The following is a 24,382-nucleotide window of genomic DNA, read 5'->3' on the forward strand; positions in this document are numbered from 1 at the left end:
GTTTTTTACAGGCAGGCTTTGAACTTTTTCAGTACCGCCCGATCCAGCATCAGCAGCGCCGCGCGTAAGCCACCTGAGTAGCCCCAGAAAAAGCCTACCGGCAGATGGCCCTTGGGCGCTTCCAAGTTGGTTTTGAGCTCCCCGTACTCCAGCCAGCGGCCCTGGATCTGCCAGCCCACTCTCTCTCCCATACACGCTTCGCGGGGCAAGGCCGAGAAGGATCTCGAGCTGAGCCCTCCCCTTTTCTCCGAGTCACACTCCTGCCAGAGCTGCTTCTGGACGGTAAAGCCAAAGCGTCCATGGCTGGCCTGCGTCCAAAGTTGGTCGATTAGCCGCAGCATCGGGCAGGGGAAAGCTTCAACATCCTTGGGATCGAAAAAGCCCACCTGGGAGCGCCCACTGAGTTTAAGCAGCAAAGCCGTCGTCCAGCGATCGGCTTCCCCCCACTGGCCGGCCTGCAGCCGATCCCACAGCCCTTGCAGGGCAGGAGCCGCTTCTCCCACCCAGTCGGGCCAGGAGGGGGTTGCAGGCAGGGATCCCTCTCGACCGACCCTAGGGAAAATTGGGGATCTGGAGCCTGCCTCCCTTTTTGCTGTGGCAGGGGTAGGGGGTGCCACCAGGCGCTCCAGCTCTTCTGCCGAGTGCTGGGCCAGGAGCTGCTCCAGCTCATCTTGAGGTTGCTGCTGGACCAGAAGCCGTTCCAGTTCCCGCAGCTCTTGAGTGCGGATGGCGGGCTCAAAGGTAGCTGGCTGCTTCTCTGCCGGCAGCAGAGCCAGCCACTCGGCTACCGTTTGCGGGCGATCCTCGGGGTGGAGAGCCATCCCTTTGAGGATGGCGGCCTCCACCTCTTCAGGAATACTGGGGTTGAGGCTGCGGGGAGGATCCAACTGACGGCCTGTAGCCCGCACCGGCGCGCACAAGGGCACCATCCCTGTCAGCAGGGTGTAGAGGGTGGCGGCCAAGGCGTAGACATCGGTGAAGGCGCCGCGGCGGCGCAGGCTGTCGTACTGCTCCAGGGGGGCGTAGCCATCGGTGCCATAGGAGGTGTGGCGTTGGATGAGCCCCTGCGTGTAAGTCCGCGCCAGGCCAAAGTCGATCAACACCGCCTGCCCAGATCCCTCCCGTACTAGGATGTTGGCCGGCTTCACATCGCGGTGCAGGATCCCCTGTTCGTGCAGGGCCATGAGGGCAGATCCCACCTCCCGCGTCAGGCGCAGGGCTTCCGGCAGAGGCAACGATCCCTTTTGGCGCAAAAGCTGGTGCAGAGTCTGGCCGCGGATGTACTCCATCACAATGCACCAGCGATCTTGCTCCCAGATCACCTCTTCCACCTTCACCACATGGGGATGGCGGCAGCGGGCCAGTTGTAGCGCCTCGTTCATGAAGTTCTGCTGAAGGCGAGGATAGTCGGGATCCTCGCGGAGGCTGTCGTTCAAGACCTTGATAACCACATAGTCAGCACGGACACTATCCCAGGCGCGGTAGGTGATGCCGAAGCCCCCTTCCCCCAAAACAGCCTCGATGCGGTAGCGCCCCCCCTGCAATTTCTCGCCAACTGCCCACGCCATGCCACCCCCCCAGGGCTCTGCTGTTTACAGACATCCCTGCTACGGATTCGTCTAGAAGTCTGGGGGCAACACGCCCGTTTTCACTTGGAAGGTACGCACCTCGCCGTCGCGGATAACTCGCAGCGTCAGCGTCTTGCCCACGCCAGCAGCATCCACCAACTGCTGCACCTGCTCGGCGTCGCGGATGGGTTGGCCATCAATCTCGACAATGACATCCCCTTCCTGCAGGCCAGCTTGCTCAGCGGGAGATCCGGGAACCACCTGCCCAATCAACACCCCTTCTTGTACCGTCAGTGGGGTGGGCCGGCCTGGGTCGCGGTTGAGGCGCGCCACCAAATCGGGATCGAGGGTAATCATGCGGATGCCCAGGAAGGCGTGGTCCACCCGACCATCGCGGATCAACCGCTCGGCAATTTCCATGGCGCGGTTGATGGGAATGGCAAAGCCCACCCCTTGGGCCCGCTGAAAAATAGCTGTATTCACCCCAATGACACGACCTTCTGCATCCAGCAGGGGACCGCCCGAGTTGCCGGGGTTGATGGCTGCATCCGTTTGCAGGAAGGTCACCCGCTTGTTGGCAGCTCCAATCTGTCCGGAGGAGCGCCCAACGGCACTAATGATGCCGGCGGTTACAGTGTTGTCCAGACCCAGCGGGTTGCCAATGGCGATGGCCCAATCTCCTGGCCGCACCCGGTCAGAGTTGCCCAAGGTAACGGTGGGCAAATTTTCGCCCTCGATCTGGACCACGGCGATGTCCGTCACCGGGTCTGAGCCTTTGACCTTGCCTTCGAAGGTGCGTCCATCCAGCAGATGCACCGTCACTCGCTCGCTGCCCTCCACCACATGGGCATTGGTGAGGATCAGGCCGTTGGCATCGATGATAAATCCAGATCCGGTGCCTTCCTGATGAAACTCTTGCGGCAGTTGCGGGATTTGTCCCCCAAAGAAGTGGCGGAACAGGGGCTGGTTAAACAGTTCGGGATCGAGGGGGCTGGCCACGGTGCGGGTGGCGTCGATCCGCACCACCGCCGGTCCCACCTTTTGGGCAACGGCAGCAATAAAGTTGGAGGGGTGCACGGCATCGGCAGGAGAAGCAGAATCTTCGGCCGTGGGACGGAACACCGAGGAAGGCAGAAGGGATCTCATTTCTTCGTGGACCTGCCGCGTCCAGATGGCAAGAGGAGTTTGCTGCAGCCATTCCTGCCCCCTTGGCGAGGACAACCAAACCCCGTAGGCAACGCCGCCGCCAAACAAAGCCATTGCCAGAAGTGTTTGCCGTAGAAGCCGCGTCATGATCCCTCCCAGCGCTAAGCCGTATTGCCCGAAAAGCACTGCAACAAGGAAGCTCAAGAAGACCGGCGCTACCCACTTTTGCACAAGCAGAGCCGGCTTACCCTTGGGCTATTCTATTCTCTGGTTTAGGGGATACGTGCCCAACCTAGCAAATTTTGCGCGTCAAGGCAGGGCTCAAAGGCCTAGCGATGATCGGGGATCTCGGTAACCTCTATTCCTCAGCACCGCTGGAGCGGAATCCGTGGCAGCGCCACCGCGCCTGGATGCAGTTGGCCCTGCAAGAAGCCGAGCGGGCAGGAGAAGCGGGCGAGGTGCCAGTGGCAGCGCTGGTGGTTGGGCCAGGGGAAGAGCTGCTGGCTTTGAGCGGCAACCGGCGGGAGCGGGATCGGGATCCCACAGCCCACGCGGAAATTTTGGCCCTGCGACAGGCGGGGCAGCGCCTGGGCAACTGGCAGTTGCAAGGCTGTCGGCTGTACGTGACCCTGGAGCCCTGCCCCATGTGCGCGGGGGCAATCAGCCAAGCGCGGCTGGCCCAGGTGATCTACGGCGCCGATGATCCCAAGGCTGGCGCGCTGCGCAGCGTCCTCAATTTGCCCGCTTCTGCTGCCAGCTTTCATTGTCCAGAGGTCATTGGTGGGGTTTGCGAGGCCGAGTGTCGTCGCCTGTTACAGGAGTGGTTTAGCCGCCAGCGAAGGATCTCGTTTGGGGAGCGAAAACCCTACTCCTGCCCTTCTGTTAGCGCATAGAGTGCGGGCTTCAATGGCTTACGCCACGCTCTGCGAACGCTTCAAGGGGATCTTCTTGGAGTCCCTCCCCCAGCAGACACGGGACGTCCCACCCTGGGGCTGTACCCGAGTGCAGCCAAGACCCCCCCTTTGCGGGGGTGTCTGAATCCCGACTCTGACTCTGCAAGGATAGGGGGGCGGGGCTTATCCATCCCTGCACCTCCAGCAGCTAAGGAGGTGCCTCCGCAGGCAGTTTTTGATATACCCTCATAACGGGTTGGCTGGCTTTGCGGGCAACTTTTCTGCTTCCGAGGAGTCTATTGCGGAGGATTAGGGCTGTGACTAGAAAGCGGTTTTCTGCTCCCCTGGCTTGGCTAGCTGGCCTTCTGGGTTGGGCTTGGCTTTGCTTGACCTTCCCAGTTCAGGCGCGGGTGCTGTTGCGCGTGGGCATTGCCGTCAACAAGCCGCAGGTCAGGCTTGGCAGCTCTACCCCGGCCCGCCTTCTGAATCCCCAAGGACAGCTCCTGGCTGAGGTTCCCGCCATGCAGCCTCTTCAGGCCAGCCGGGTAGGCTCAGGAGTGAGCGTGGCCGGCCACCAGGCAGAACGCCTCTATCTCCAGCCCACGGAGCCGGAGGGGTTGGTGTTTATTGACCAGAATTGGTACCGCGGCTGGGTAGAGCTGGTCCCCGGCGAGAGGGGGGTCACCGCCATCAATCAAGTTGGTTTGGAGGACTACGTTTCCAGTGTGGTGGGCAGCGAGATGGGTCACCGTTTCCCGATGGAGGCCCTCAAAGCCCAAGCCGTGGCCTCCCGCACCTACGCCCTCTACCACCGCAGCCGTCGCTCCCAGCAGCCTTTCGACTTGGGAAATGGCATCGATTGGCAGGTTTACAAAGGGGTGGCTGCCGAATCCAACCGTACCCAAGCGGCGGCCCGCGAGACTGCTGGGCAGGTTCTCATCCACCAGGGGCAGGTGATCAATGCTGTTTTTCACTCCTCCAGCGGCGGGCACACGGAGGATGCTGGCAATGTTTGGCTGGAGGCGCGGCCTTACTTGCAAGGGGTGCCGGATTTCGATCACCACTCGCCCGTGTTTAGCTGGACGGCTACCATCTCTGCCCAGCAGCTCCAGCCGTTGGCTGCTGGGATCGGGGCCATCCGCTCCATCGAGATCCTGCGCAGCTCCCCCTGGGGACGGGCCATCACCCTACGTCTAGTGGGATCCCAGGGTAGCAAGGAGATCAGTGGCAAAGAGTTTCGCAAGGCTCTGGGGTTGCGCAGCACGAGGATTGCCATTAGCCCCCGCGGGGAGACGACCGCCACAGCCAGCCTGACCCCTGCTGCAGCAACCTTCCCGGCTTTCTTCGAGATCCAGGGGCGCGGCTACGGCCACGGAGTAGGCATGAGCCAGTGGGGAGCCGCCGCCTTGGCCAGCCAAAACTATTCCTACCAGCAGATCCTCAGCCACTACTACCGCAACACCAGCCTAGCTGTGCTGGAGGGGTACTGAAGTTCAAGGGGAGCTCCTCTACGGAGAGGAATTGTTCGGAGTTTAACCCTTTGGCCCTGCGCTGCTGTGGCAAGATTGGAAAGAAATTGGGTGGCCTCTAGTGCAGACGTAGAGCCCTGGAATCCTTCCGCCAAAACCCCCAAGAATTAAGGTGCAGGGGTTTGCCACCTCTTTTTTAAGACTCTCCCTTCCGACCCAGGTATCTGTCCTATGTCCCTTGCCGCCTTAGCCTCTGCTTTTCCTGAACGTTGCCCGGCACTGCCGCAGGCACTTACCCCCTTGTGCGAGATTGCCCGCAACTACTGGTGGACTTGGAACCCAGATCACCTCACCATTTTTCGAGAAATGGATCCCGCCCTGTGGGAAAAAACCTCCCACAATCCAGTACGCATGCTGGAGGAGGTTTCCTACTTGCGCTTGGCCGCTTTGGCCACTGATGTCAACTATCTCAACACCCTCAATCGGATGGTGCAGGCCTATCGCAAGTACATGGCAGCTGAGGACACCTGGGCCAAGCGCACCATGAAAACCTACGACTGGCGGCGCCCCATCGCCTACTTCTGCGCTGAGTACGGTCTACACGAATCTTTGCCAATCTACTCTGGTGGCCTGGGCATGCTGGCTGCCGATCACCTCAAATCCGCCTCGGATCTGGGGGTGCCACTGGTGGGCGTGGGATTGCTCTACCGTCAAGGCTATTTTCAGCAGCGCCTAGACATGAGCGGCTGGCAAGGGGAGCTCTACGAAGATTGCGATTTCGACTCCCTGCCCCTGACGCTGGTGCGGCAGCCAGATGGCAGTCCCCTGCTGGTGGAGCTAGTGATGCGGCAGCGGCTAGTCAAGGTGCGCGCCTGGCGGGCAGACGTGGGCCGGGTGCCCCTCTTTCTGTTAGACACCAACCTGCCAGAGAACGATCCCATTGACCGCTGGATCACCGCCCACCTCTACGGCGGCAGCACTGACACGCGCATTGCTCAGGAGTTTGTCCTCGGCATTGGCGGGGTACGGCTGCTGCGTCAGCTGGGCTTGGATCCCATGGTCTACCACATGAACGAGGGGCACTCCGCCTTCTTGACTTTGGAGCTGCTGCGGGAAGAGGTGGCCCGGGGCACGCCTTTTGAGGCGGCAGAGGCCAAGGTGCGGGAAAAGTGTGTATTCACCACCCACACGCCGGTGCCGGCGGGGCACGATGCCTTCAGCCCCAATGAGATGGATGCCTTCTTTGCCTCTTTCTGGCCGCAACTGGGGCTGACGCGGGAGCAATTTTTGGCTTTGGGGGCCCGCCATAGCAGGGATCCCTGGGAGCCTTTTAACATGACGGTGCTGGCTTTGCGGTATGCGCGGGCGGCCAACGGCGTGAGTAAGTTACACGGGCGTGTCTCTCGCCAGATGTGGCATGTGCTCTATCCCGAGCGCTCGGTGGAGGAGGTCCCCATCGACTCCATCACCAATGGGGTGCACGCCCGCACCTGGGTTGCTCCTCTTTTTTGGAACCTCTACGACCGCTACTTGGGCCCCGACTGGCCGGAGCGGGTCTCTGATCCCAACCTGTGGGCCAAGGTGGAGGAGATCCCTGATGAGGAACTATGGCAGTGCAAAGAAGCCCTGCGGGAGCGGTTGGTGGCTTTTACCCGTCACCGGGTGTTGCGGGCGCGGCGCAATCGCGGCGAAAGTAACGAACGTCTTCAGGCCGTCAACCAGTTGCTGGATCCCAAGATTCTGACAATAGGGTTTGCCCGGCGCTTTAGCACCTACAAGCGAGGAGACCTCATCTTGCGGAATTTGGAGCGCATTACCCGCATCTTTACCAACAAAGAGTACCCCGTGCAGATTATCTTTGCCGGCAAGGCTCACCCGCGCGATGAAGAAGGCAAACGCCTAATCCAACGGGTGGTGGAATGGTCAAATCGACCTGAGGTAGCTCACCGGGTCGCCTTTATTGAGAACTACGATGCCTACGTCAGCCGCAACTTGGTCCAAGGGGTGGACCTGTGGCTCAACACCCCGCGCCGTCCTCTGGAGGCCTCTGGCACCTCCGGGCAAAAAGTGGGCTTCAACGGGGGGCTCAACCTCTCTGTTTTGGATGGTTGGTGGCCCGAAGGCTACAACGGTCGCAACGGCTGGGCCATCGGCCAAGAGATCGAAGGCTTGGATCCAGCCACCCAAGACGATCTGGACGCCAACTCCCTCTACGATGTGTTGGAGCACGAAATTATCCCGATGTTCTACGACCGGGATGAAAAAGGGATCCCCCGCCGCTGGGTTGCCCGCATGAAGGAGGCGATCCGCACCCTCAACCCGGTTTTCAACACCGACCGCATGGTGGCCGAGTACGTGTTGAAAATCTACGAGCCTCAGCCCCTGGAAGTAGAGGTAAGCCGGACTTTGTCAAGTTCTGAGGTCAGCTAGAGTCCCCCACCCCCTCTCCCAGAGGGGAAGGATCCCTACCCTCCTCAAGGGAAAAGGCAGGGATCCCTGGAAACTAGACGCTGGCGTTGACGGTTACAGGAAGATTCAGGGGCTCTGGCTCCTCCTCCGGCGGCAGCATCACCACTTCGGAGCTATCGATGAGTGCCTGCAGCTCTTCCCCGTCAATGGTTTCGGCCTCCACCAGACGGCGGGCAATGCGATCCAGGAGGGCGCGGTTTTCCCGGATGAGATAGATAGCCCGCTGGTAGGCTTCGTTAACCAGGCGCCGCACTTCCTCGTCGATGAGGGCGGCTGTCTCCTCGGAGAAATCCCGCTCGGCAGCAATCTCGCGGCCCAGGAAGATGTTGGTGTACTGGCGGCCCAGGGCTACATTGCCCAGGCGGTCGCTCATGCCAAAGCGAGTCACCATGTTACGGGCAATACGAGCTACCTGCTGCAGGTCGCTAGCTGCCCCCGTGGTTACCTCCGCCTCCCCATAAACCACCTCTTCGGCTGCCCGTCCGCCCAGGGCGACAGTCATCATGTTTTTCAGATGGGCACGGGTAGTCAGGCCCATATCGTCATCGTTGGGCACAAACCAGGTAAGGCCGCCCGCCTGGCCGCGGGGGATGATGGTGACCTTCTGGATGGGATCGTAGTTGGGCAGAAGGGATCCCACCAAGGCGTGGCCCGCCTCGTGGTAGGCCACCAGCTCCTTGCGCCGCTCGCTCATGAGCCGATCTTTCTTCTCTGGGCCGGCCAGTACCCGCTCCACCGCATCATTGATCTCGTCCATTGAGATCTCAGTAAGGTTGCGGCGGGCTGCCAAGATGGCTGCCTCGTTGAGTAGGTTGGCCAAATCCGCACCGGTAAACCCAGGGGTACGGCGGGCTAACTTCTCCAAATCCACATCGGCCGCCAGGGTTTTGCCGCGGGCGTGCACCTTGAGGATCTCCAGGCGGCCCTGGAAGTCAGGGCGATCCACTGTTACTTGGCGGTCAAAACGCCCCGGTCGCAGCAGCGCCGCGTCCAACACATCGGGACGGTTGGTAGCTGCAATAACAATGACACCGGAGTTACCCTCAAAGCCATCCATCTCCGTCAGCAGCTGGTTGAGAGTTTGCTCCCGCTCGTCGTTGCCACCTCCCAAGCCAGCTCCCCGCTGCCGACCAACGGCATCAATCTCGTCGATGAAGACAATGCAGGGGGCATTTTGCTTGGCCTGCTCGAACAGATCCCGCACTCGCGAGGCCCCCACTCCCACAAACATCTCCACAAACTCGGAGCCGGAAATGGAGAAGAAAGGCACCCCTGCCTCCCCGGCCACAGCGCGGGCCAAGAGGGTTTTACCGGTGCCTGGAGGGCCAACCAGCAGCACTCCGCGAGGGATCCTTGCCCCAAGAGCGTTGTAGCGCTCAGGGTTTTTCAAAAAGTCCACCACCTCCGCCAGCTCCAGCTTGGCCTGGTCTACGCCCGCCACATCGTTGAAGGTAACCTGGGTTTTCGGCTCCATCTGCACCCGCGCCCTGGACTTACCGAAGTTAAGCGCTTGACTGCCAGGGCCGTTTTGGGCTCGCCGTAGCAGGAAAAATAGACCCAGCAGCAGCAAAATAGGCAGAAAGAAGGTGCTAAAAAGGCGCCCCAGCAAACCCTCATCTTGAACAGGGCGCACTGCCAGTTCTACTCCCTTGGCAACCAAGGTGTTTTCAAAGTCAGGAGTGAGGGGGGGGAGATTGACCTGCACTCGAGTAGCGCGATTGTTGATCTCCACCTCGGCAATGGCAATTTGGCGACCATCGGGGGCAACCTCAACCAAAACCTTGCTGACTTCACCCCGTTCCACACGGCTCATCAGGTCGGAGTAGCTGATCTCCAAGCGCTCAGCCGGGCGGCTGCCGAAGAAGGTTGTGGCCAGGGAGATCAAGACAATGGCCAGCAAGGCATACAAGCCCGCACTCCGCCATTTTTTGTTTTTACCTTTCTGACTCACGGAAGTGTTTCCTCCCAAAAGGTGCTTCTTATCCAATGGTGCCTGGGGCCCACCGGCGAACTATTAACCAATATTAACCTAGCTGAGAAGCCAGCGGAAATAGGAGATGGCTAAAAGCGAAGCATCCAAAGAATGGCGCACCTTCTGAGGCTAGACTTGCCGCTAGAATCAGAAGCAGGCAGATGCCCTCCTCCTCCTGATCTATCCCTATGCTGACTCAGCTGCGCCAACTAAGCCTGGCCGCCGACGGTCGCTATCTCCGCGACGAGGAGGTGCAGTTCATGGAGGCCTACCTCGCCTCTTTCGAGTTGCGGCTGAGCGCCTACCGCAAAATTCAGGAGGCAGAAGCCCAGATCATCAGCGAGGTGGAGGCCAAGCTGCGCGCTTTGGATCCCTATTTGCTCATGCGGGGGGTAGAAGACTTCCGCAACAAGTGGAAAGCAGACACGGTCCGGGTCTTGCGCCTTTCGGCCTTGGCCATGCTTTTGGACGATGAGCAACGCTACAAGGAGCGATTCCTCTACTGGTTTCAGACCTTGATGCGGGCCTTCCGTACGCAGCGCAGTTGCGAGGCTACTTACCGCCTCCTGCAGGAGGTAATTGCCAAGTACCTCACCCCTGCGGAGTTTGCTCTGATCCAGCCAATTTTGGAAACCAACCGCACCCTGCTAGGTCTTCCTTAGGCAGCCGTTTCCGGAGAGGGGGCCGCCTTGATCAGCTCCAGTTCCTCCGCCTGCAGGTGGGCGCTGAACTTGTTACCAAACTGCACCTGAAAGGGAAAGTTGGCGCTGACGGGACGACCATTCCAGTCCCGGATTACAGCTATTACTTCTCCCTCCATGCCCTTGAGGTCAAACGGTTGATTGCGATGTTCCGGGTGGTGATAGACAATCACGCTGGTGCGCACCCGTACTCGATCTCCCACCTTCATCCTTTGCCCTCCCGAAGAGGCAGACAATCGCAGGAATTCTCTGGGAGTACTCTACCTCAATTCCTAACAACAGCTGCAGAATGTGGAGAAATGTGTAGGGATCGGTGCAGTAGTTTGTCTTCTCTGGGATCCCGGAGCGACTAGGGTTTACTGGGGTCCTTCTGCGCTGTAAGCCTAGGAAGCCCCGCCGGCCCGTTAGCTTCTTCTTCCCTTCCCTGGTCCAGGGTAGTTGGGCAAAAGTAACCCCTGGGATGGAATTTTGCCCTGGTCATTGGCTTGACCTAGATGCCTGAAGAGTGATTCTTCACCTCCTGTCGGCGGCGATCGCCAATGCCACAGTCGCCGCAGCACTCGGGTCGCTTAAGATCATCCCAGTGAATGCAGGCGCGGCAGCCCTTGAGCATCTCCGGCCAGCGTTCTCGAATCAACAGTTGCCGCAGCCTTACTGCCTGCGACTCCGGAAAGGGAGTGTGAAATCTATCCATAGCCCTGCCCAGCTCTCCGTCTATGGTATAGGAGCAAATTAGATCCTTGGAGCCAGAAACATTGGTATAGTTTAAGGTTTGCATTTTTCTAATAGCTCAGCCTGGTCTAGCTCTATTGCTTTAGAAAAATTTTTGCAAGAATTAGAAAAGAATCCTCTCAGACTATTTAGAGCCTTTCTCTCCACTTAACACAAAGGTGGGATCCAGAGCCAGCAACAGCTGGGTGCGGCCTCGCGGTTCCAGACGGTTCACTGCTGCCTGGATAACTTCAACATGATGGGCTCCCACAGCTGCTAGGCCGGCGGAGAGGCCGTAGAGATCTTCCAGCGAGTTGGTGGTGGCCACGACGCGGCCGTTGGGTTTGAGATAGTGCCAAGCAACCTCCAGGATCTGGCGGAGGGGATGGCCTCCCTCAATGCAGATGCGATCGGGTGGGGGGGAAAGCTGATGCAGACACTCGGGGGCAGTACCTTGGATAACCCGCACATTGCGGAGGCCGAATTTCTCGCAGTTGCTCTCGATGAGGCTGACCACCTCGGCATCTCGTTCAATGGCAATTACGCAAGCCTGAGGGCAAAGCACGGCCGCCTCGATGGCAATGGTGCCTGTCCCGGCACCAATATCCCACAAGCAGTGGTCTTCCCCGAGGCGCAACTGGCTCAGCACCAGCACCCGCACCTCACGAGGGCTCATGGGGATCCCTGGGATCCGCTCAAAGGCAGAGTCTGGGATGCCGGGGGTGCGGTAGGGCCAAGGAAAAGGAATTGCCATTGCCAAAAGCCGGGGCCGGGAAGATAAACCTGCCCCTTAGCCTGGGGGATAAGGGGGTAGTCCACGACTCTTCTAGCTATCCCCCTCCCACCCCAAAGATCTCCCTCAAGCTAAGGCAGCCTGGGAAGCTGATGATCGGACTCGAACCGATGACCTGCTCATTACGAGTGAGCTGCTCTACCGACTGAGCTACATCAGCAAGGAAGGCTTTTACTCTACCTGGGGATTTTAGCGCATCCTGGCCTAACTTGGGATCCCCAGTACCCCAATCCCAAAGAGAGACCCAAGGTCAGCCAAGCCAGCCAATCCCCCGTGCGCGTGTAGAAGGTGACCTGAGATTGCCGCCTGACCTCTCCGCTGACCACCCCGCGCTGAAAAATCGGGCCCACCCGTTGCATTCGACCGGAGGGATCCACCACTAGATTGCCGCCGGTGTTGTTGACGAAGACCACGCTGCGCCGGTTTTCAACCGCCCGGAAAACCGAGAGCCGCCCGTGGAGCAGCGGCCAGTGGCTGTTGCCAAACCAGCTATCGTCCGAGATGACAATCAAGGACTCGGCTCCCGCGCGGGTCAGAGCTCGGCTGGGGGCAGGCAGAACGCTCTCCAGGCAGATCATCACCCCCAAAGGCCCAAACAGCTCTCCTCCCGCCAGTGGCCGATAGCCATCGGGGGAGGGCACGTAGCGCCCTGACTCAAAGTAGGGGAAGATCCACTGCTTGCCAAACCAATCCAGCACTTGGCCCCGGGCGTCAAAGAGGAGGGCGGTGTTGAAAAACCGTTGCTCCTCCTCCGGCAGGTGGGCTGTGCGGGGATCCGGCTCCGTGGCTCCCGTAATCAAGGCCCCTTCTGCAGGGAGGATGACCTGCATTGGCTCAATCACATAGGGTTGCAGGGGGGTGTTCAGTAATCGGGCCCGCAGGGCTCCTTCCGGCCAGATCACCAACTGCGCCCCCTCGGCCACCGCCTGGGCCGAAAGCTGATGCAGCTCCCGGTAGCGCTCGCTGCGGTAGTCCCAACTGCGATCCGCCTCCAGCCAGGCCACCTGCTGCACCGCCCCCACGCGAAAGCTGGGAGCCCCTTCCGCCGCCAAGGCATCAAAGTAGGCCAGCCGCAGGCTGCCGTAGGCTAGGACCAGCCCCCCTACACCTAAGCCGCAGACCAGCGTGGGCCAGATATCTGGGTTCTTGGCCCCCGAGCCAAGTGCCCCCCTTAAAGATCCCTCCGCCCGCCACTGGCGGCAGAGCTGCTCGGCCAGCTGCCAAACCACGCCGTTGACGAACACGGCAAAAAAGGTCACTCCCCAAATCCCAGTGAGATCGGCAATTTGGATCCCAAGGGGCCAGTCAAAGAGCAGGGATCCCCAATGAAAGGGGATCGGCCACCAGAGCAAGCCCAACAGCCCATCCAAGCCCGTCCAGACCGTGGCTAGGCCTAGGGGACGGGCCCAGGGGGGAAGTGGCTGGCTCAGCTGCAAACTTAAGACTGTGGCCGTTGTGAAAAACAGAGGGATCAGGGGGGCCACCACTGCTCCCCCCAGGATCTCCCAAGCGCTGAGCACCTGAAGGGAGAAGGGATCTACCCAGAAGGCGTACAGGCACACGCACAACCACAGGCCATAGGCCAAACGCCAGCGCCTCCACCCCTGTCGTTGTTCGCAAAGGTGAAACAGGGGCGCCAGCCCCAGCAGCGCTCCCGGAAACCAGTGCAGCCAGCGGTTGGGAGATCCCAAGCACAGCAGCAAAACGGTTAACCCCGCCAACCCTCGGGATCCTGGGTTTTGGCGAACCGGTGGGAGCAAATCCAGGTGTTGAGGCAGGGAGGGCAGCTCTAGGGCCATTGGCAATGCAGGAGAATCCCTTGGGTACTGGGGACAGCAGCAGGAGCCGACCTTGCTCGCCTCCCCTCATCTTCCCAGACCCTGCTGAAGCTTGCCAACTGTCCCAGCAGCCCTACTGCGGAGACCACCGCTGTTGCCAGGCCCGCATTTGCTCAATCTCTGCCTGCTGGGTGGTAACAATGGCTGTTGCCAGTTGTCGGATCTCGGGGCGCTTGGATTTTTCCAGGGCCTCCTGGGCCATGGCGAGAGCCCCCTCGTGGTGCTGAATCATAGCTTCCAGAAAGCGCAGGTCAAACTTGGGGTCAGCGGATCCCAGGTCGGTAGCCATGCGTGCGGCAGCAGCCATCTCCGGCGTCATCGCCATCTGGTGGCCCATCTCCTCATGCCACATGACGGGATTCTGGGGAGCTTGCGGATACCACTTCAGCCGCCAGCTTTGCATCTGCTTGATTTCTTGGCTCTGGGTGGCCAGGATCGCTTTGGCCAACTGACGAATTTCCCGCCGCCGGGACTTTTGCAGGGCCTCTTCCGCCATGAGCACGGCCCCTTCGTGGTGCAAAATCATGGCGTCGATAAAGCGCAGATCAAAAGAGTCATCTGCAGGGCCAAGGCTGAGCTGATGAGCTAGGTGGGCGGAGGGATCCCCCTTGTTGACCTCTGCCCTCAACTCCTCCTTGGCCAAGGGAGCCCCAAGGGCAAACCCGCTGGCCAGGAGAAGGCCCCAGATCCTCTTGCTCAACTGCATGCTCCTCTCTCCCGTAAGACGAACTTGAGGTCTCCAGCCCGCAGCTCAGGGTATAGGCTGGCTCTGGTTGTTGGATCCCAGCCCTCCCCGCTAGGGAGGGCTGGGGAGTTGTCCACTCAGGAGGTCGGCTTGGGGGCTAACAAGTACTCCCCTTGCAGCATGCGGGCGGCAGCGCTGAGCAGCTCCTCCTCCAGGTAGGGCTTGGTAAAGTAAGCAGTTGCTCCCAGCTCCCGGGCTGTCTGCCGGTGCCGTTCTGCCCCCCGCGAGGTAAGCATAGCTACCGGAATATGCTTGAGGTTGTTGTCTGCCCGTATGCGGGAGAGCAGCTCCAGGCCGTCCATGCGCGGCATCTCAATGTCGCAGAAGATGAGATCGCAGCGCAAGCCACCGCGAAGCTTTTCCCAGGCGTCCTGGCCGTCGCGGGCTTGCTCCACCCGGTAGCCCACCTTTTGGAAGGACATAGAGAGCAGCTCCCGCACCGCAATCGAGTCGTCCACAATGAGCACCGTGGTTTGATGGGTTTCCTCAGCCTGCGGCTCCTCGGCCCGACGGTCTAACCAGAGGCGGACGAGCTCGCGACGGCGGCCTTGGGCCATGTCCATCAGCTCCAGGACATCGGCAATTGGCAGCACGCGGCCATTGCCCAGCACCGTTGCCCCAGAAATGCCAGGAGGTTTGGGCACAGGCCCGCGCAGCTGCTTGATCACGATCTCCTGCTCCTCGACAAAGCTGTCCACCTGCAGGGCCAAGTACTGGCCAGCACTGTGGAGGACAACGATGGGCAGGATGCCCTCCTCTTGGGTAATGCTATAGACCTCCGAGCGGCTGCGGCTATGGCTACGGCTGTAGGACAACAAGCTGGAGAGGGGCTGGAAGGGAAGACGCTGATCCCGCCAGGGAATGGTGGGTCGCCCCTGCTCATCCAACTGCACCTCGTCGACGGGAACATCCAGCATCTCTTCGACCCCGTCGAGGGGGAAGGCAATCAGGGCCTTGTCGCTGACACACACCATCGCCTTGGAAATGCTCAGGGTGAGGGGGAGGCGAATGGTGAAGGTGGTACCCTTGCCGCGCACAGAATCCACCTGGATGCTGCCCCGCAGCTTGGTGATGTTGCGCCGCACCACATCTAAGCCAACCCCTCGCCCCGCCAGATCGTCCACTTCGCTGGCCTCACGGCTGCTAAAGCCGGGGTGGAAGAGAACGTTGAATACTTCGTCTTCGGTTGCCTGCTCCGACAGCAGCCCCAGCTTTTGCGCCTTGGCCTTGACTTTCTCCACCGGGATGCCAGCCCCGTCGTCAGAGACAACAAGGATGGCTTGGTTGCCCTGATAGAAGGCCCTGACTGTGATCTTGCCCTCTGGGGGCTTGCCCAAGCGGCGCCGCTCCTCAGGAGGCTCGATCCCGTGCACTAGGGCGTTGTTTACCAGGTGAGTCACCGGGTCGGAAAGCTCTTCCAGGATGGCTTTGTCGATGAGGGTGTCGCGGCCTTCCACCACCAGGCTGGCCTGCTTACCTGTTTTGAGGGAGAGGTCACGAACAGCCCGGGGCAGCCGGTCGGCAATTTGCGCAAAAGGCACCATGCGCGCCCGGTTCAGGCCCTCTTGCAGCTGGCTGGTGACCTGCCGGAATTGGCGGGTGATCTGCTCTGCCTCGTCCACCGCAAACTCGATGTCGGAGGAAGACTCGCGCACCCGCACAATGAGCTCGATGATCTCCTGCGCCAGGGCGTGGAAGGCCGTAAACTGGTCCATCTCCAGCTTGTCGAACTCCTGCCCTATGGAATGGCCCACTCTTGCACGGCTGGATCTCTCGCCGTTCCGGCCTAACTCCACTGTTACTGGGCTGCTGCGGCTGGAGAACAGCGCCGCTTCCAGTAACGAGCGGTCGTACTGATCCCGCATGCGCTGGCCCAGCTCCCCTAGCTGTTGCACCCGGGCCAGTAGGCTCTCGAGAAACTGGCGCAGGCGAGTTTGGTTTTGCTCTATGCTGTTGCGAATAACCACCAGCTCTCCCACCAAGTTGTTGATGAAGTCGAGGTGGCGCACCTCCACCCGCATCACAGGGGTGCTGAGGGCAGATCGCCGTGGGGTCGGTGGGGCTGGGGTAGCCGCTGTCGGGGGGGCGGCTGCTGCCGGAGCGGGGGGTGCCGGGGCAGTGGCGACAGCGGGGGGAGAAGGCGCCGGCGCTGCTGCCGAGGCCTGGGGGGCAACCTCGAGATCGCCCAGGAGGGATTCCAGTTGGGCTGCGAAATCGTCGGCGACCTCGCCACTTGCGGCTGCAGGGGATCCCACGAGGGGAGCAATGGCCTCTTCCAGCTCAGGGGTCACTGCTGGCTCGGCAACATCAAAGAGGGCGGCCAGATCGTCTAAGCTGGGGGCAGAAGAGACTTCTGAATCTTCTTCTGCTAAAGGCTGGATCTCTCCTTCAGCAACAGTTGCGCTCGGGGCAGCTGAGGGCTCATCCTCGGCAAATAGGCTTTCCAGTTGCCTGGCAAGCTCCTCCTCTAGTGGTTGCAGGGCGCTTGCCTGGTCTGCTACCTCTGGCAGAACCTCTGCAGCTAGGTGGCTTGCTGGTGGGGACTCTAAGTCAGGCAGTTCAGGGGGAAGGTCTTCCTGGGTGTCTGCTGCTTCAGCAAAGAAATGGCTCAGCTCCTCTAGGTCGACCTGGCCATCGCCATCGGTATCCATGGCTGATGCAGGTTCACTTCCCACCCTGCCCAGCTCTTCGGCCTCGGTCTCCGAGGCAAATAAAGCCTCGAGGCGGCTGAAAGCATCCTCAGGGAAGGAGGCCGTGGCTTCTGCAGAGGGCTCTTCTTCGGGGGCTGGGAACATCTGCTCCAGCAGCAGCTGGTCTTCTGCAGTCTCCCCTGTCTCGCTGGCAAAGAGCTCGGCCAGGCTTAGCTCAGCGGTGAAGTCCGGGGTTGCTGCAACCTCTAGCTCATCGCGGCTTTCAGACTGCTCAGCTGCCGCTTTAAAAGCTTCCGACCAGGCCAGATTTGGCTCCAGACTCTCCTCAGCAGGGGATCCCTCCTCCTCCGTCCCAAGCTCTACCTCGGGAGTCACCTCAAAGTTAGGCAAGGGAGACAGGTCTTGCCGGGGAAAACTCTCGACGGCCAGCTCCTCCAGCTCAAACGGGGTCTCTACGCCGCCACCTGTAGCCGCAAGGTCGGGGATGGCAGCAGAGCCCGTCTCCGCTGCCGCTTCACCTACTACTTCCGCAAATAGCGCTGCTAGATCTGCTTCCCCTCCCCCCTCTTCTAGGCTCAGCTCCTCGAACACTGCCGAGGAGAGCTCAGGGGAAGGAGGGATCAGCTCCGGCGGTGGCTCTTCAATACTCGATAGCTGCTCTGCGTTGGCAAACAGCTCCTCAAAGGCTGAGGAGGCTTCTGCTTCCAGGCCCAAAGGAGGAGCGTCGAAGTCGCCGGGGCTCAAGCCCAGCCCCTCCTGCGACCCCCCAAGCGCTGCTGCAGCTTCTTCCGGCGCAGCCCTGCCCTCTTGGGCAAGATCGGCGGCTACTTGCCAGTCTTCCTCTGGCAAAGCCTCGGTGGAGCTCTCCTCGCCTGCCAGTAGGCTCTCCGCCTCCTCGGCGTGCGGGGCTGCTGCGACAGGGGTTACCTCTTGGCCCCCGTCGAGGGCAGAGGGTTCTGCTGCCGGGGCAACCGTGCTCCCGACTTCGGAGAAGAGCGGCTCCGGCTCTCCAACGGGGCCCAGGTCGAAGGAGGTGGGGATCCCTGGCTCCTCAAGGGCCGGTGGCACAGGGCGGAAGGCCAACAACTCAGAGGAGGGCTGGATGGTATGCGCTGCTCCGCTGGCCAGAGCCTGGTGAGCCTGTTTCAAATCTCGCAGAACCGGCAGAGCCACCTGCCGTAAATCCTGGGCAGGATCCGCCAAAATCTCCCCAATCAGGCAAGTCAGGGCCCTCCAGCCGCCCAGCTCCACACCCTCCGCCTGCCCTACCTCCTGGAGGGATTGGGCCACCCTCTGCAAGGCAGGCCGCGTAGCTGGGTCGTCGGGCCGTTTGAACAGCTCCAGCATCTGGCGCAGCAGGGCCGGGATCCGCTGATGGATGACCTCTTCCAAGGGATCAGCGGGTGCAGGAGGCGCTGTCAGGCGGGCCAGTTGCTGTAATTCTGCAGAGGCGCTCACCTCCTCAGCCCTGCCTGCCAAGATAAGCTGCTGTCCCTGCTTCAAGTCCCGCAGGGCAACCAACGCCAACGTTCGCAGTTCGGCATTGGGGTTGCTCAGAGCTTGCTCGAAAGTTTCCGTCAGCTGTTGCCAGCCTCTTAGATGATGGGCCTGCCCTATCTGCTTGAGGACAGCATTTGCCTCCCGCAACTGCTCGCGTACGCCCGGCTGATCCCCCCGCTTGAACAGCTCCAACATCTGCCGCAACTGCCGCGGCACCACTTCCGCCATCTCCTGTTGGAGGCTACGACCTGTCGACCCGGGGGCACTAGCCGGAGCAGGAACAGAGGGCGGGCCTTCCCCAAGAAGACTCTGAATGTGCTTTCCAGCCTCCTGAAAGACCGGCTCTAGTCTTGCCAAAGTGGAGGCACTGAACTCCTGCGTGAGGCCCTGAGGACTCTGCAGCTCGTCCAACAGCGCTGCCAGACCATCAAAAACCTGCAGCAGCAGCGTTTCTAAATGCTGATCCACCGGCACCTCGCCCGGACGAGAGCGAAAGATGTTAAAAAAGTCTTCCAGGCGGTGGGCTGTTTGCTGAATGCTGGCAAGACCCAGCATGGCTGCTCCCCCTTTAATGGAGTGAGCAGCTCGAAATAGCTCATTGATCTGCTCGGGATTGCTAATCGTGTCCCGCAAGCTGAGGAGACCCTGCTCAATCGTGGCCAAGTGGTCGCGGGCCTCTTCGATGAAATAGTTGAGAATTCGCTTTTGCGCTTCTTCATCCATGGCAGGAGGCTCCTCCTACAGCCCATAGGTATCCATTAGTCATAGCAAAAGAACCCTTTCCTCTGCCCTGATTTCCTCTCCAACCGACAAGGGGGACTGGCTTGGGGCAGCAGGATCCCTACTCCCTAGAATGCCCTCGGAACAAGCAAGTTTACTCATTCATCTCCCACGCGGAAGCGACCCACAGAAGCTTGGAGCTCACGGGCAATGCTCACCAGCTGTTGAAGCGAGGCAGCCACCTTCTGCGCTTCCTCAGACGTCTCGTTGGCCGTCAGCGCCACTGACTGCATGAGATGGGCTACAGCGCGGGAGGTCTCTGTTTGTTGCACGGTAGCGTCAGAAATGGCTCGTACCAACCCATCGATCTGTTGGCTGACCTTGATGATCTCATCCAGACTGTTTTTGGCCTGCTCGGCCCGCCTTGTTCCCTCTATAACCACCTGCGTCCCCTCCTCCATGGCTGTCATGACGTTGCTGGTTTCCGACTGGATCTGCAGCACAATCTGCTCAATCTCTTTCGAAGCTTTGGCAGACCGGTCAGCCAGTTGTCGCACCTCGTCAGCCACGATGGCAAAGCCTCGTCCAGCCTCGCCGGCCCGAGCAGCCTCGATACTGGCATTGAGAGCAAGCAGGTTGGTGCGCGAGGCAATTTGTGAGATCAAAGCCACAATCTTGGAGATCTCCTGCGAGGATTCTGCCAAGCGTTTCACCTTGCGGGTTGTCTCTGCTGCCACTTCCCGAATTTCCAGGATGCTGGCCACCGTGCGATCCACTGCTTCTCCACCCCGGGCAGCTGCTTCTGTGGCCTGGGCAGTGACATTGGCTGCCTCGCGGGCGTTGTTGGCCACCTCCTGAATGGAGTTCGTCATTTCCTGGATGGAGTCAAGGAAGTTGGAAATCTCCTCCGCCTGGCGCAGGGCGTCGGCAGAAAGGTTGCGGGCAAAGTCCTCGCTCTGTAAAGCTGCCTCGTTGACAGCGGCGGCAGCCCGCTTCACTTGGATCACAATGTCCCGCAGGCTGCGGATGGTCAGGTTGAAAGAGTCAGCAACAGCGCCGAGGACATCGGCAGTGACCTCCGCCCGCACCGTCAAGTCCCCGCGGGCTGCCCCCTCCACATCATCCAGGAGGCGAATTACCTGCCGTTGCAAGTCTTCCTTGGCTTGGCCTTGCTCGGCAGCCCGCTGGCTTAGATCGGCAAAATGGGCCTCAAGGGCGGCGGCCATTTGGTTAAAGCTATTGGCCAAGCGCCCCAGATCGTCCTCTCCTCTCGCCTCTGCTCTTACGGAAAAATTCCCCTGGGCCAGGGCGGCGAAGTGGTTGGACAGCTCTTGGGCAGTGGAGTGAATGCGTTTGGCACTGCTAGCCGCCAGTACAGCCCCAACTCCTGCGCCGACAACTCCCCCTCCAATGACCCCCCCAATCCAGCGGGCTCCCCCATTGGCTGGGATCCCAAGGCCGATGACCAAGCCAGCAGCCAAACTCACAGCTCCTTGGATCAGCGCCAGCGTCAACTGATTGGCCGTCAGTCGGCTAGGCAGTTCCTGCCCGGATAGGCTAGGGAGAGGAACAGTGAGCGTAGGCAGGCTTGGTACCGTTTTACTCGTCTCTCCCGTCTTGCCCTCCTCGGGAGAAAAGGCCGCTGGCTCGCTGGGCTCCATGCCAGCCAGCTCGCGATCCAGACGGTCCAGCTCACCGAGCTCGAAAGAGGCGGAGGCAACGCTGGTCGTGTCTTCTTCAGGGGCAGGGATTGGCTCACTCATGGGAGCAGCCAATTCTGTTGGCAAGCTCTCCTCTAGGGATCCCCCCTCCTCTACCGCGAACGGGGGAAGTGAGAAACCCCTCTCGTCTGGAAAATCCGCATCGCTAGCCAATTGAGTAGTGGCCTCACTTTCCAGATCCTGCAGCTGTTGCTCGAATTCACTGAGGAAAGCAAAGTCGTCCTCGACGACTGGATCTGTCTGAGCCTCTCCTCGATCCCTCTCTCCCCTCGTCTGAGGAGTCGTAGGCAGGGGCTGAGAGAAACCCAACGAAGCTGCTGGCTCCATTGGGAGTGGCGCGGCAAAGCTGGGGCTTTCCCTGGCAAGGGGATCCGCCTCGAGTTCCCTCCTCTCCTCGACCACAAATTGGGAAAAGGGATCCGACTCCTCCGGTTGAGCAACAAACCCCTCCTGAAACTGCGGGAAAGGAGGAACATCCGCCAGCTCCGGTGCCATCTGCAACAGCTCCTCCAGGCCCCTGCGGGCTGCCTCTAGCTCCTCGGGATCGCTGGCCGTTTTGAGGATGCTATCATAGGTGTAACGGGCTTCCAGCAATTGCCCTGCCTGTTTCTGAGCTGAAGCCAGCAGCAACTTGACGGCCGTATCCTGGGGTTGAGCAGCGGCCACCTGGCTAAACAGCTGTACTGCCTCGGCGTAGTTCCCCTGCCAGAAAGCAGCCATCGCCTTGGCAAAGTCTCTCTGATTGTCTGCACTGGAAACCATAGTTCCTCCCTTTGCTACGGGGCTAGCTTCGTTGCTGCCTTAACCCAACTCCGCGGAACTCACCCCTTCAGAACCGAGAAGCAGGGCAGACGCCCCCAAGGATGCTCCCCTCCCCTTCCTAGGGGGCTTTCTCTTGACCAGCTCATAGCCCGGCTGCCCATCAACCCCAACGGTTAGATCTTAGGATGGCCGACGGATCCAAGAGCGGCAAGTGGGCTCCTGTTTCTGGCACTACCCATTCTCCCCGCAAGAAAGGAGCCAGCGACTCAGGCGCTTGGAGAACAGGCCGCACCAATTCAGTTTTCAGCCACTCCATGCCCACGATGGAGTCCACAGCCAACCCCATCACCAAATCCTGCTGATCCATCACAGCCACCACCGGCAGCTCAGTGCGGTCAAGATTCAGGGGTGGGCTGATCCCCAGGAATTGCCCCAAGTCGGCAACCCAGATGATTTCGCCCCGCAAATTTAGCGTGCCCAGCAGAACCGGCGCGACATTGGGCATGGGGGTAATTTTCTCAGGGCCAATGCTCATTACCTCCACAACCGATACTGCTGGCAGGGCAAATTCTTCGCCGGTGACAAGCTTGACTTTCAGGAATAGCTCCCCTTCAGGAGCCTCGATTTCTCGCAATTCTTGGGTTTCATCCCCTATCAATAAGTCCAGATCCCCAACCATGATGCTCCCCCATAGGGATGGTCTTCTGGAGAGGTTGCCCAGGGCCTAGAGTCCTCTTGGGCTCTGCTGGAAGGCCCAGAAGCGGGATGGGCGGTCCCTAGCCTCTCAGTAATTGCTTAATCGTACCCACCAGTTCCTGGGGCTGAAAAGGTTTGGCGATGTAGGCATCTGCTCCCTGGCGGAGCCCCCAGTAGCGGTCAGCTTCTTCACCTTTGGAAGAACACATAACAATTGGAGTGTTCTGAGTAAGCGGGTCAGACTTGAGAAGACGGCACACCTCGTAGCCGTTCATACGGGGCATGACAATGTCCAGCACAATCAGGTCGGGCTTGTTCTGCTTCACTGCCTCTACGGCTTCCACTCCATCTCCCACCGTCATTACCTCGAAGCCGTTTTCCTGCAGCAGCTTACTGATCATCTCCCTCTGGGACTGGCTATCTTCTACCACCAAAATGCGACTCATCTTTGGCTGTCCTCCTTGATCCCTTGCAACTGCTGTTTAAGGTTAGCCAGGAGCTCTTGGCGCTTGAAAGGTTTGGTTACTCAGGCAGCTCCCGAATGGCACCTGGCCCACTTGATTTCAATGGTGGGGCCCAAACTTGGTGCTTTTAGCTATTCCTGCATGGCCTCCGGGTACACCAGCCTTTTGCCCATTGCCTGCACCTCCACAGCTGTTGGCTTGTTGCAACTAAGGCTTCTTGCCCAGCTCTATGGCTCTGGACCAGCCCTACTAGTGCTCTATTGTTTTGGTGCAGCCCTCCTCTGTCTAGCACTTCACCTCTAGTTTGGCTGTTCCAACGCCTATTCGCCGCTGCTCCCTTTGGGGGGTGGCCCCACGTAGGATTCGACGACGGTCAACAACTCCTTTTCAGAAAAGGGCTTGCCCAGAAACTCGTTAGCGCCGGCCATGCGGGCCTTAATTCGGTCGGCAAAACCATCCTTGCCAGTAAGCATAACGATGGGGGTTTCACGGAACTGGCTGGACTTGCGCAACATGGCGCACAGCTCATACCCATCCAGCTTGGGCATGGCCACATCGCAGAGAATCATGTCAGGGTTGAGGAGAAACGCTTGTCCCAGGGCCTTGAGGGGATTGCCAATGGTAGTGACCTGGTAGCCCTTGTTTTGCAGGATGAACTCTACGGTTTTCTGGATGGCCATGGAATCGTCGATGCAGAGGATGTGGGCAGGCCTGTCGCTGGGCTTGAGGGGACGGCTGGGCTGGGGATTGGCAGGGGAGACAGGCTCTGACAAGTGAATTGCCCCCTGCTGCACATAGGGATAGAGAGCTTTGGCCACTGCCAAGGTATCTCGGCCCAGGTAGCGACTCATCTGGCGAATGCTGGTTTTGCCGTTGGACCACTCGCTCAGGGCTCTGAAGACGGGAGCAGGCAGGGTTTGCTGGAGCGGTAGGGGATTGACGATGGTGGGGGCTTGGTTGGGGGCTTGGATGTAGGGGTACAGCTTCTTCCACTCCTGCACTTGCGTCACCATCTCGGTGAGCAGGGGAGTGACAGGGAAGGTGGTTAATTGCGGAGCCAGGGGAGGGCCGGCCTCGAAAATGAAGGAGCCATGGTGGAGGCTGAGCAGATCAAAGAGGACTTCCCGCACCATGCCCAGCAAGATTTGCTTGCCCTGGTTGGGGTTGAGCTTGTGGTTTTCCAGCAAAGACCAGAGGCGGCTATACTCGGGGGCATTGACTGCTGCTTTGGGAGGCATCTGAACTTCGTCTAAGGCGGCTTCGAGCTTGAAGCGGTGCAGGTAGTCTCTGAGACGGGCAATGTTGCCTTCGCCTTCAGAGGCGTAGATGATCCGCCCATTTAGGAAGAAGACAAACCAGTAAACCGAGGGGCCGGCCTCTACGAAAAGCTCACCGGTGCGCTGGCCCAGCTCAATGAGCTGAAGGATACTGCGGATATCGATTTCTTGTAACCTTCCCTGCATGGGATTCCTGCCTGCAGTCCAGCAAGATACGACCATTATGACGCTAGCTTTCTTGCTGCTATCCCACAAGGGGAGCTTTTTGGGGATTCTTTGGGATTCC

17 protein-coding genes and 1 tRNA gene are annotated in these 24,382 nt (G+C 60.0%); 4 read left to right on the forward strand and 14 right to left on the reverse strand.

Translation table 11 applies throughout. From position 1 onward, the window contains the following. Positions 1-5: 5 nt before the first annotated feature. On the reverse strand, positions 6-1,568 hold the full coding sequence (locus NW830_RS10395; RefSeq protein ID WP_414362639.1) for a protein kinase domain-containing protein: 1,563 nt from the start codon (positions 1,566-1,568) through the stop codon (positions 6-8). 51 nt (positions 1,569-1,619) lie between these two features. Further along, a complete protein-coding gene (locus tag NW830_RS10400) occupies positions 1,620-2,861 on the reverse strand; it encodes an HhoA/HhoB/HtrA family serine endopeptidase (RefSeq protein WP_414362640.1) in 1,242 nt (413 codons plus the stop codon). Between the two features lie 188 nt (positions 2,862-3,049). Here NW830_RS10400 and NW830_RS10405 point away from each other — a divergent pair, with 188 nt between their 5' ends. From NW830_RS10405 to glgP, 3 genes are all read left to right on the forward strand, one after another. Further along, the gene (locus NW830_RS10405) at positions 3,050-3,607 is read left to right on the forward strand and encodes a nucleoside deaminase (RefSeq protein ID WP_414362673.1); all 558 of its coding nucleotides are present in this window, start codon (positions 3,050-3,052) and stop codon (positions 3,605-3,607) included. Positions 3,608-3,993: 386 nt separating this feature from the next. Next, positions 3,994-5,097, forward strand: coding sequence for a SpoIID/LytB domain-containing protein (locus NW830_RS10410; RefSeq protein ID WP_414404689.1), 1,104 nt, complete (start codon positions 3,994-3,996; stop codon positions 5,095-5,097). 210 nt (positions 5,098-5,307) lie between these two features. Beyond that, entirely contained in the window at positions 5,308-7,506 is a 2,199-nt protein-coding gene (glgP, locus tag NW830_RS10415) for an alpha-glucan family phosphorylase (RefSeq protein WP_414362642.1), read from the forward strand. Between the two features lie 73 nt (positions 7,507-7,579). Here glgP and ftsH read toward each other — a convergent pair whose 3' ends face one another. Continuing rightward, positions 7,580-9,496 (reverse strand): ATP-dependent zinc metalloprotease FtsH, encoded by a 1,917-nt coding sequence (gene ftsH / locus NW830_RS10420; protein ID WP_414362643.1) that lies wholly within the window; start codon positions 9,494-9,496, stop codon positions 7,580-7,582. Positions 9,497-9,705: 209 nt separating this feature from the next. Between ftsH and NW830_RS10425 the strand changes: the two genes are divergently transcribed. After that, positions 9,706-10,179, forward strand: coding sequence for a phycobilisome protein (locus tag NW830_RS10425; protein WP_414362644.1), 474 nt, complete (start codon positions 9,706-9,708; stop codon positions 10,177-10,179). On the opposite strand, the gene NW830_RS10430 is transcribed toward NW830_RS10425, so the two are convergent. From NW830_RS10430 to NW830_RS10480, 11 genes are all read right to left on the reverse strand, one after another. After that, positions 10,176-10,427, reverse strand: coding sequence for a ferredoxin-thioredoxin reductase variable chain (locus tag NW830_RS10430; RefSeq protein ID WP_414362645.1), 252 nt, complete (start codon positions 10,425-10,427; stop codon positions 10,176-10,178). The genes NW830_RS10425 and NW830_RS10430 overlap by 4 nt on opposite strands. Positions 10,428-10,708: 281 nt before the next feature. Continuing rightward, entirely contained in the window at positions 10,709-10,912 is a 204-nt protein-coding gene (locus NW830_RS10435; RefSeq protein ID WP_414362646.1) for a hypothetical protein, read from the reverse strand. Positions 10,913-11,074: 162 nt separating this feature from the next. Then, positions 11,075-11,683 (reverse strand): precorrin-6Y C5,15-methyltransferase subunit CbiT, encoded by a 609-nt coding sequence (cbiT, locus tag NW830_RS10440; RefSeq protein WP_414362647.1) that lies wholly within the window; start codon positions 11,681-11,683, stop codon positions 11,075-11,077. Positions 11,684-11,809: 126 nt separating this feature from the next. Next, positions 11,810-11,882, reverse strand: a tRNA-Thr gene (locus tag NW830_RS10445). A gap of 16 nt (positions 11,883-11,898) precedes the next feature. Beyond that, positions 11,899-13,521, reverse strand: coding sequence for an apolipoprotein N-acyltransferase (locus NW830_RS10450; protein ID WP_414362648.1), 1,623 nt, complete (start codon positions 13,519-13,521; stop codon positions 11,899-11,901). A gap of 112 nt (positions 13,522-13,633) precedes the next feature. Then, entirely contained in the window at positions 13,634-14,260 is a 627-nt protein-coding gene (locus NW830_RS10455) for a DUF305 domain-containing protein (RefSeq protein ID WP_414362649.1), read from the reverse strand. 122 nt (positions 14,261-14,382) lie between these two features. Then, positions 14,383-19,179 carry a response regulator gene (locus NW830_RS10460; RefSeq protein WP_414362650.1) on the reverse strand — a complete coding sequence of 1,599 codons (4,797 nt, stop codon included), beginning with the start codon at positions 19,177-19,179 and terminating at the stop codon, positions 14,383-14,385. 155 nt (positions 19,180-19,334) lie between these two features. Then, positions 19,335-21,659, reverse strand: coding sequence for a methyl-accepting chemotaxis protein (locus NW830_RS10465; protein WP_414362651.1), 2,325 nt, complete (start codon positions 21,657-21,659; stop codon positions 19,335-19,337). 160 nt (positions 21,660-21,819) lie between these two features. Further along, positions 21,820-22,338, reverse strand: a complete 519-nt coding sequence (locus NW830_RS10470) for a CheW domain-containing protein (protein ID WP_414362652.1) — start codon at positions 22,336-22,338, stop codon at positions 21,820-21,822. A 97-nt stretch (positions 22,339-22,435) separates the two neighbouring features. Further along, positions 22,436-22,801, reverse strand: a complete 366-nt coding sequence (locus NW830_RS10475; protein ID WP_414362653.1) for a response regulator transcription factor — start codon at positions 22,799-22,801, stop codon at positions 22,436-22,438. A gap of 338 nt (positions 22,802-23,139) precedes the next feature. After that, complete coding sequence (locus tag NW830_RS10480; RefSeq protein WP_414362654.1) at positions 23,140-24,282, reverse strand: response regulator; 1,143 nt, start codon at positions 24,280-24,282, stop codon at positions 23,140-23,142. Positions 24,283-24,382 lie beyond the last annotated feature (100 nt).

The organism is Synechococcus sp. OH30, assembly GCF_047462175.1.
Lineage (GTDB): Bacteria > Cyanobacteriota > Cyanobacteriia > Thermostichales > Thermostichaceae > Thermostichus.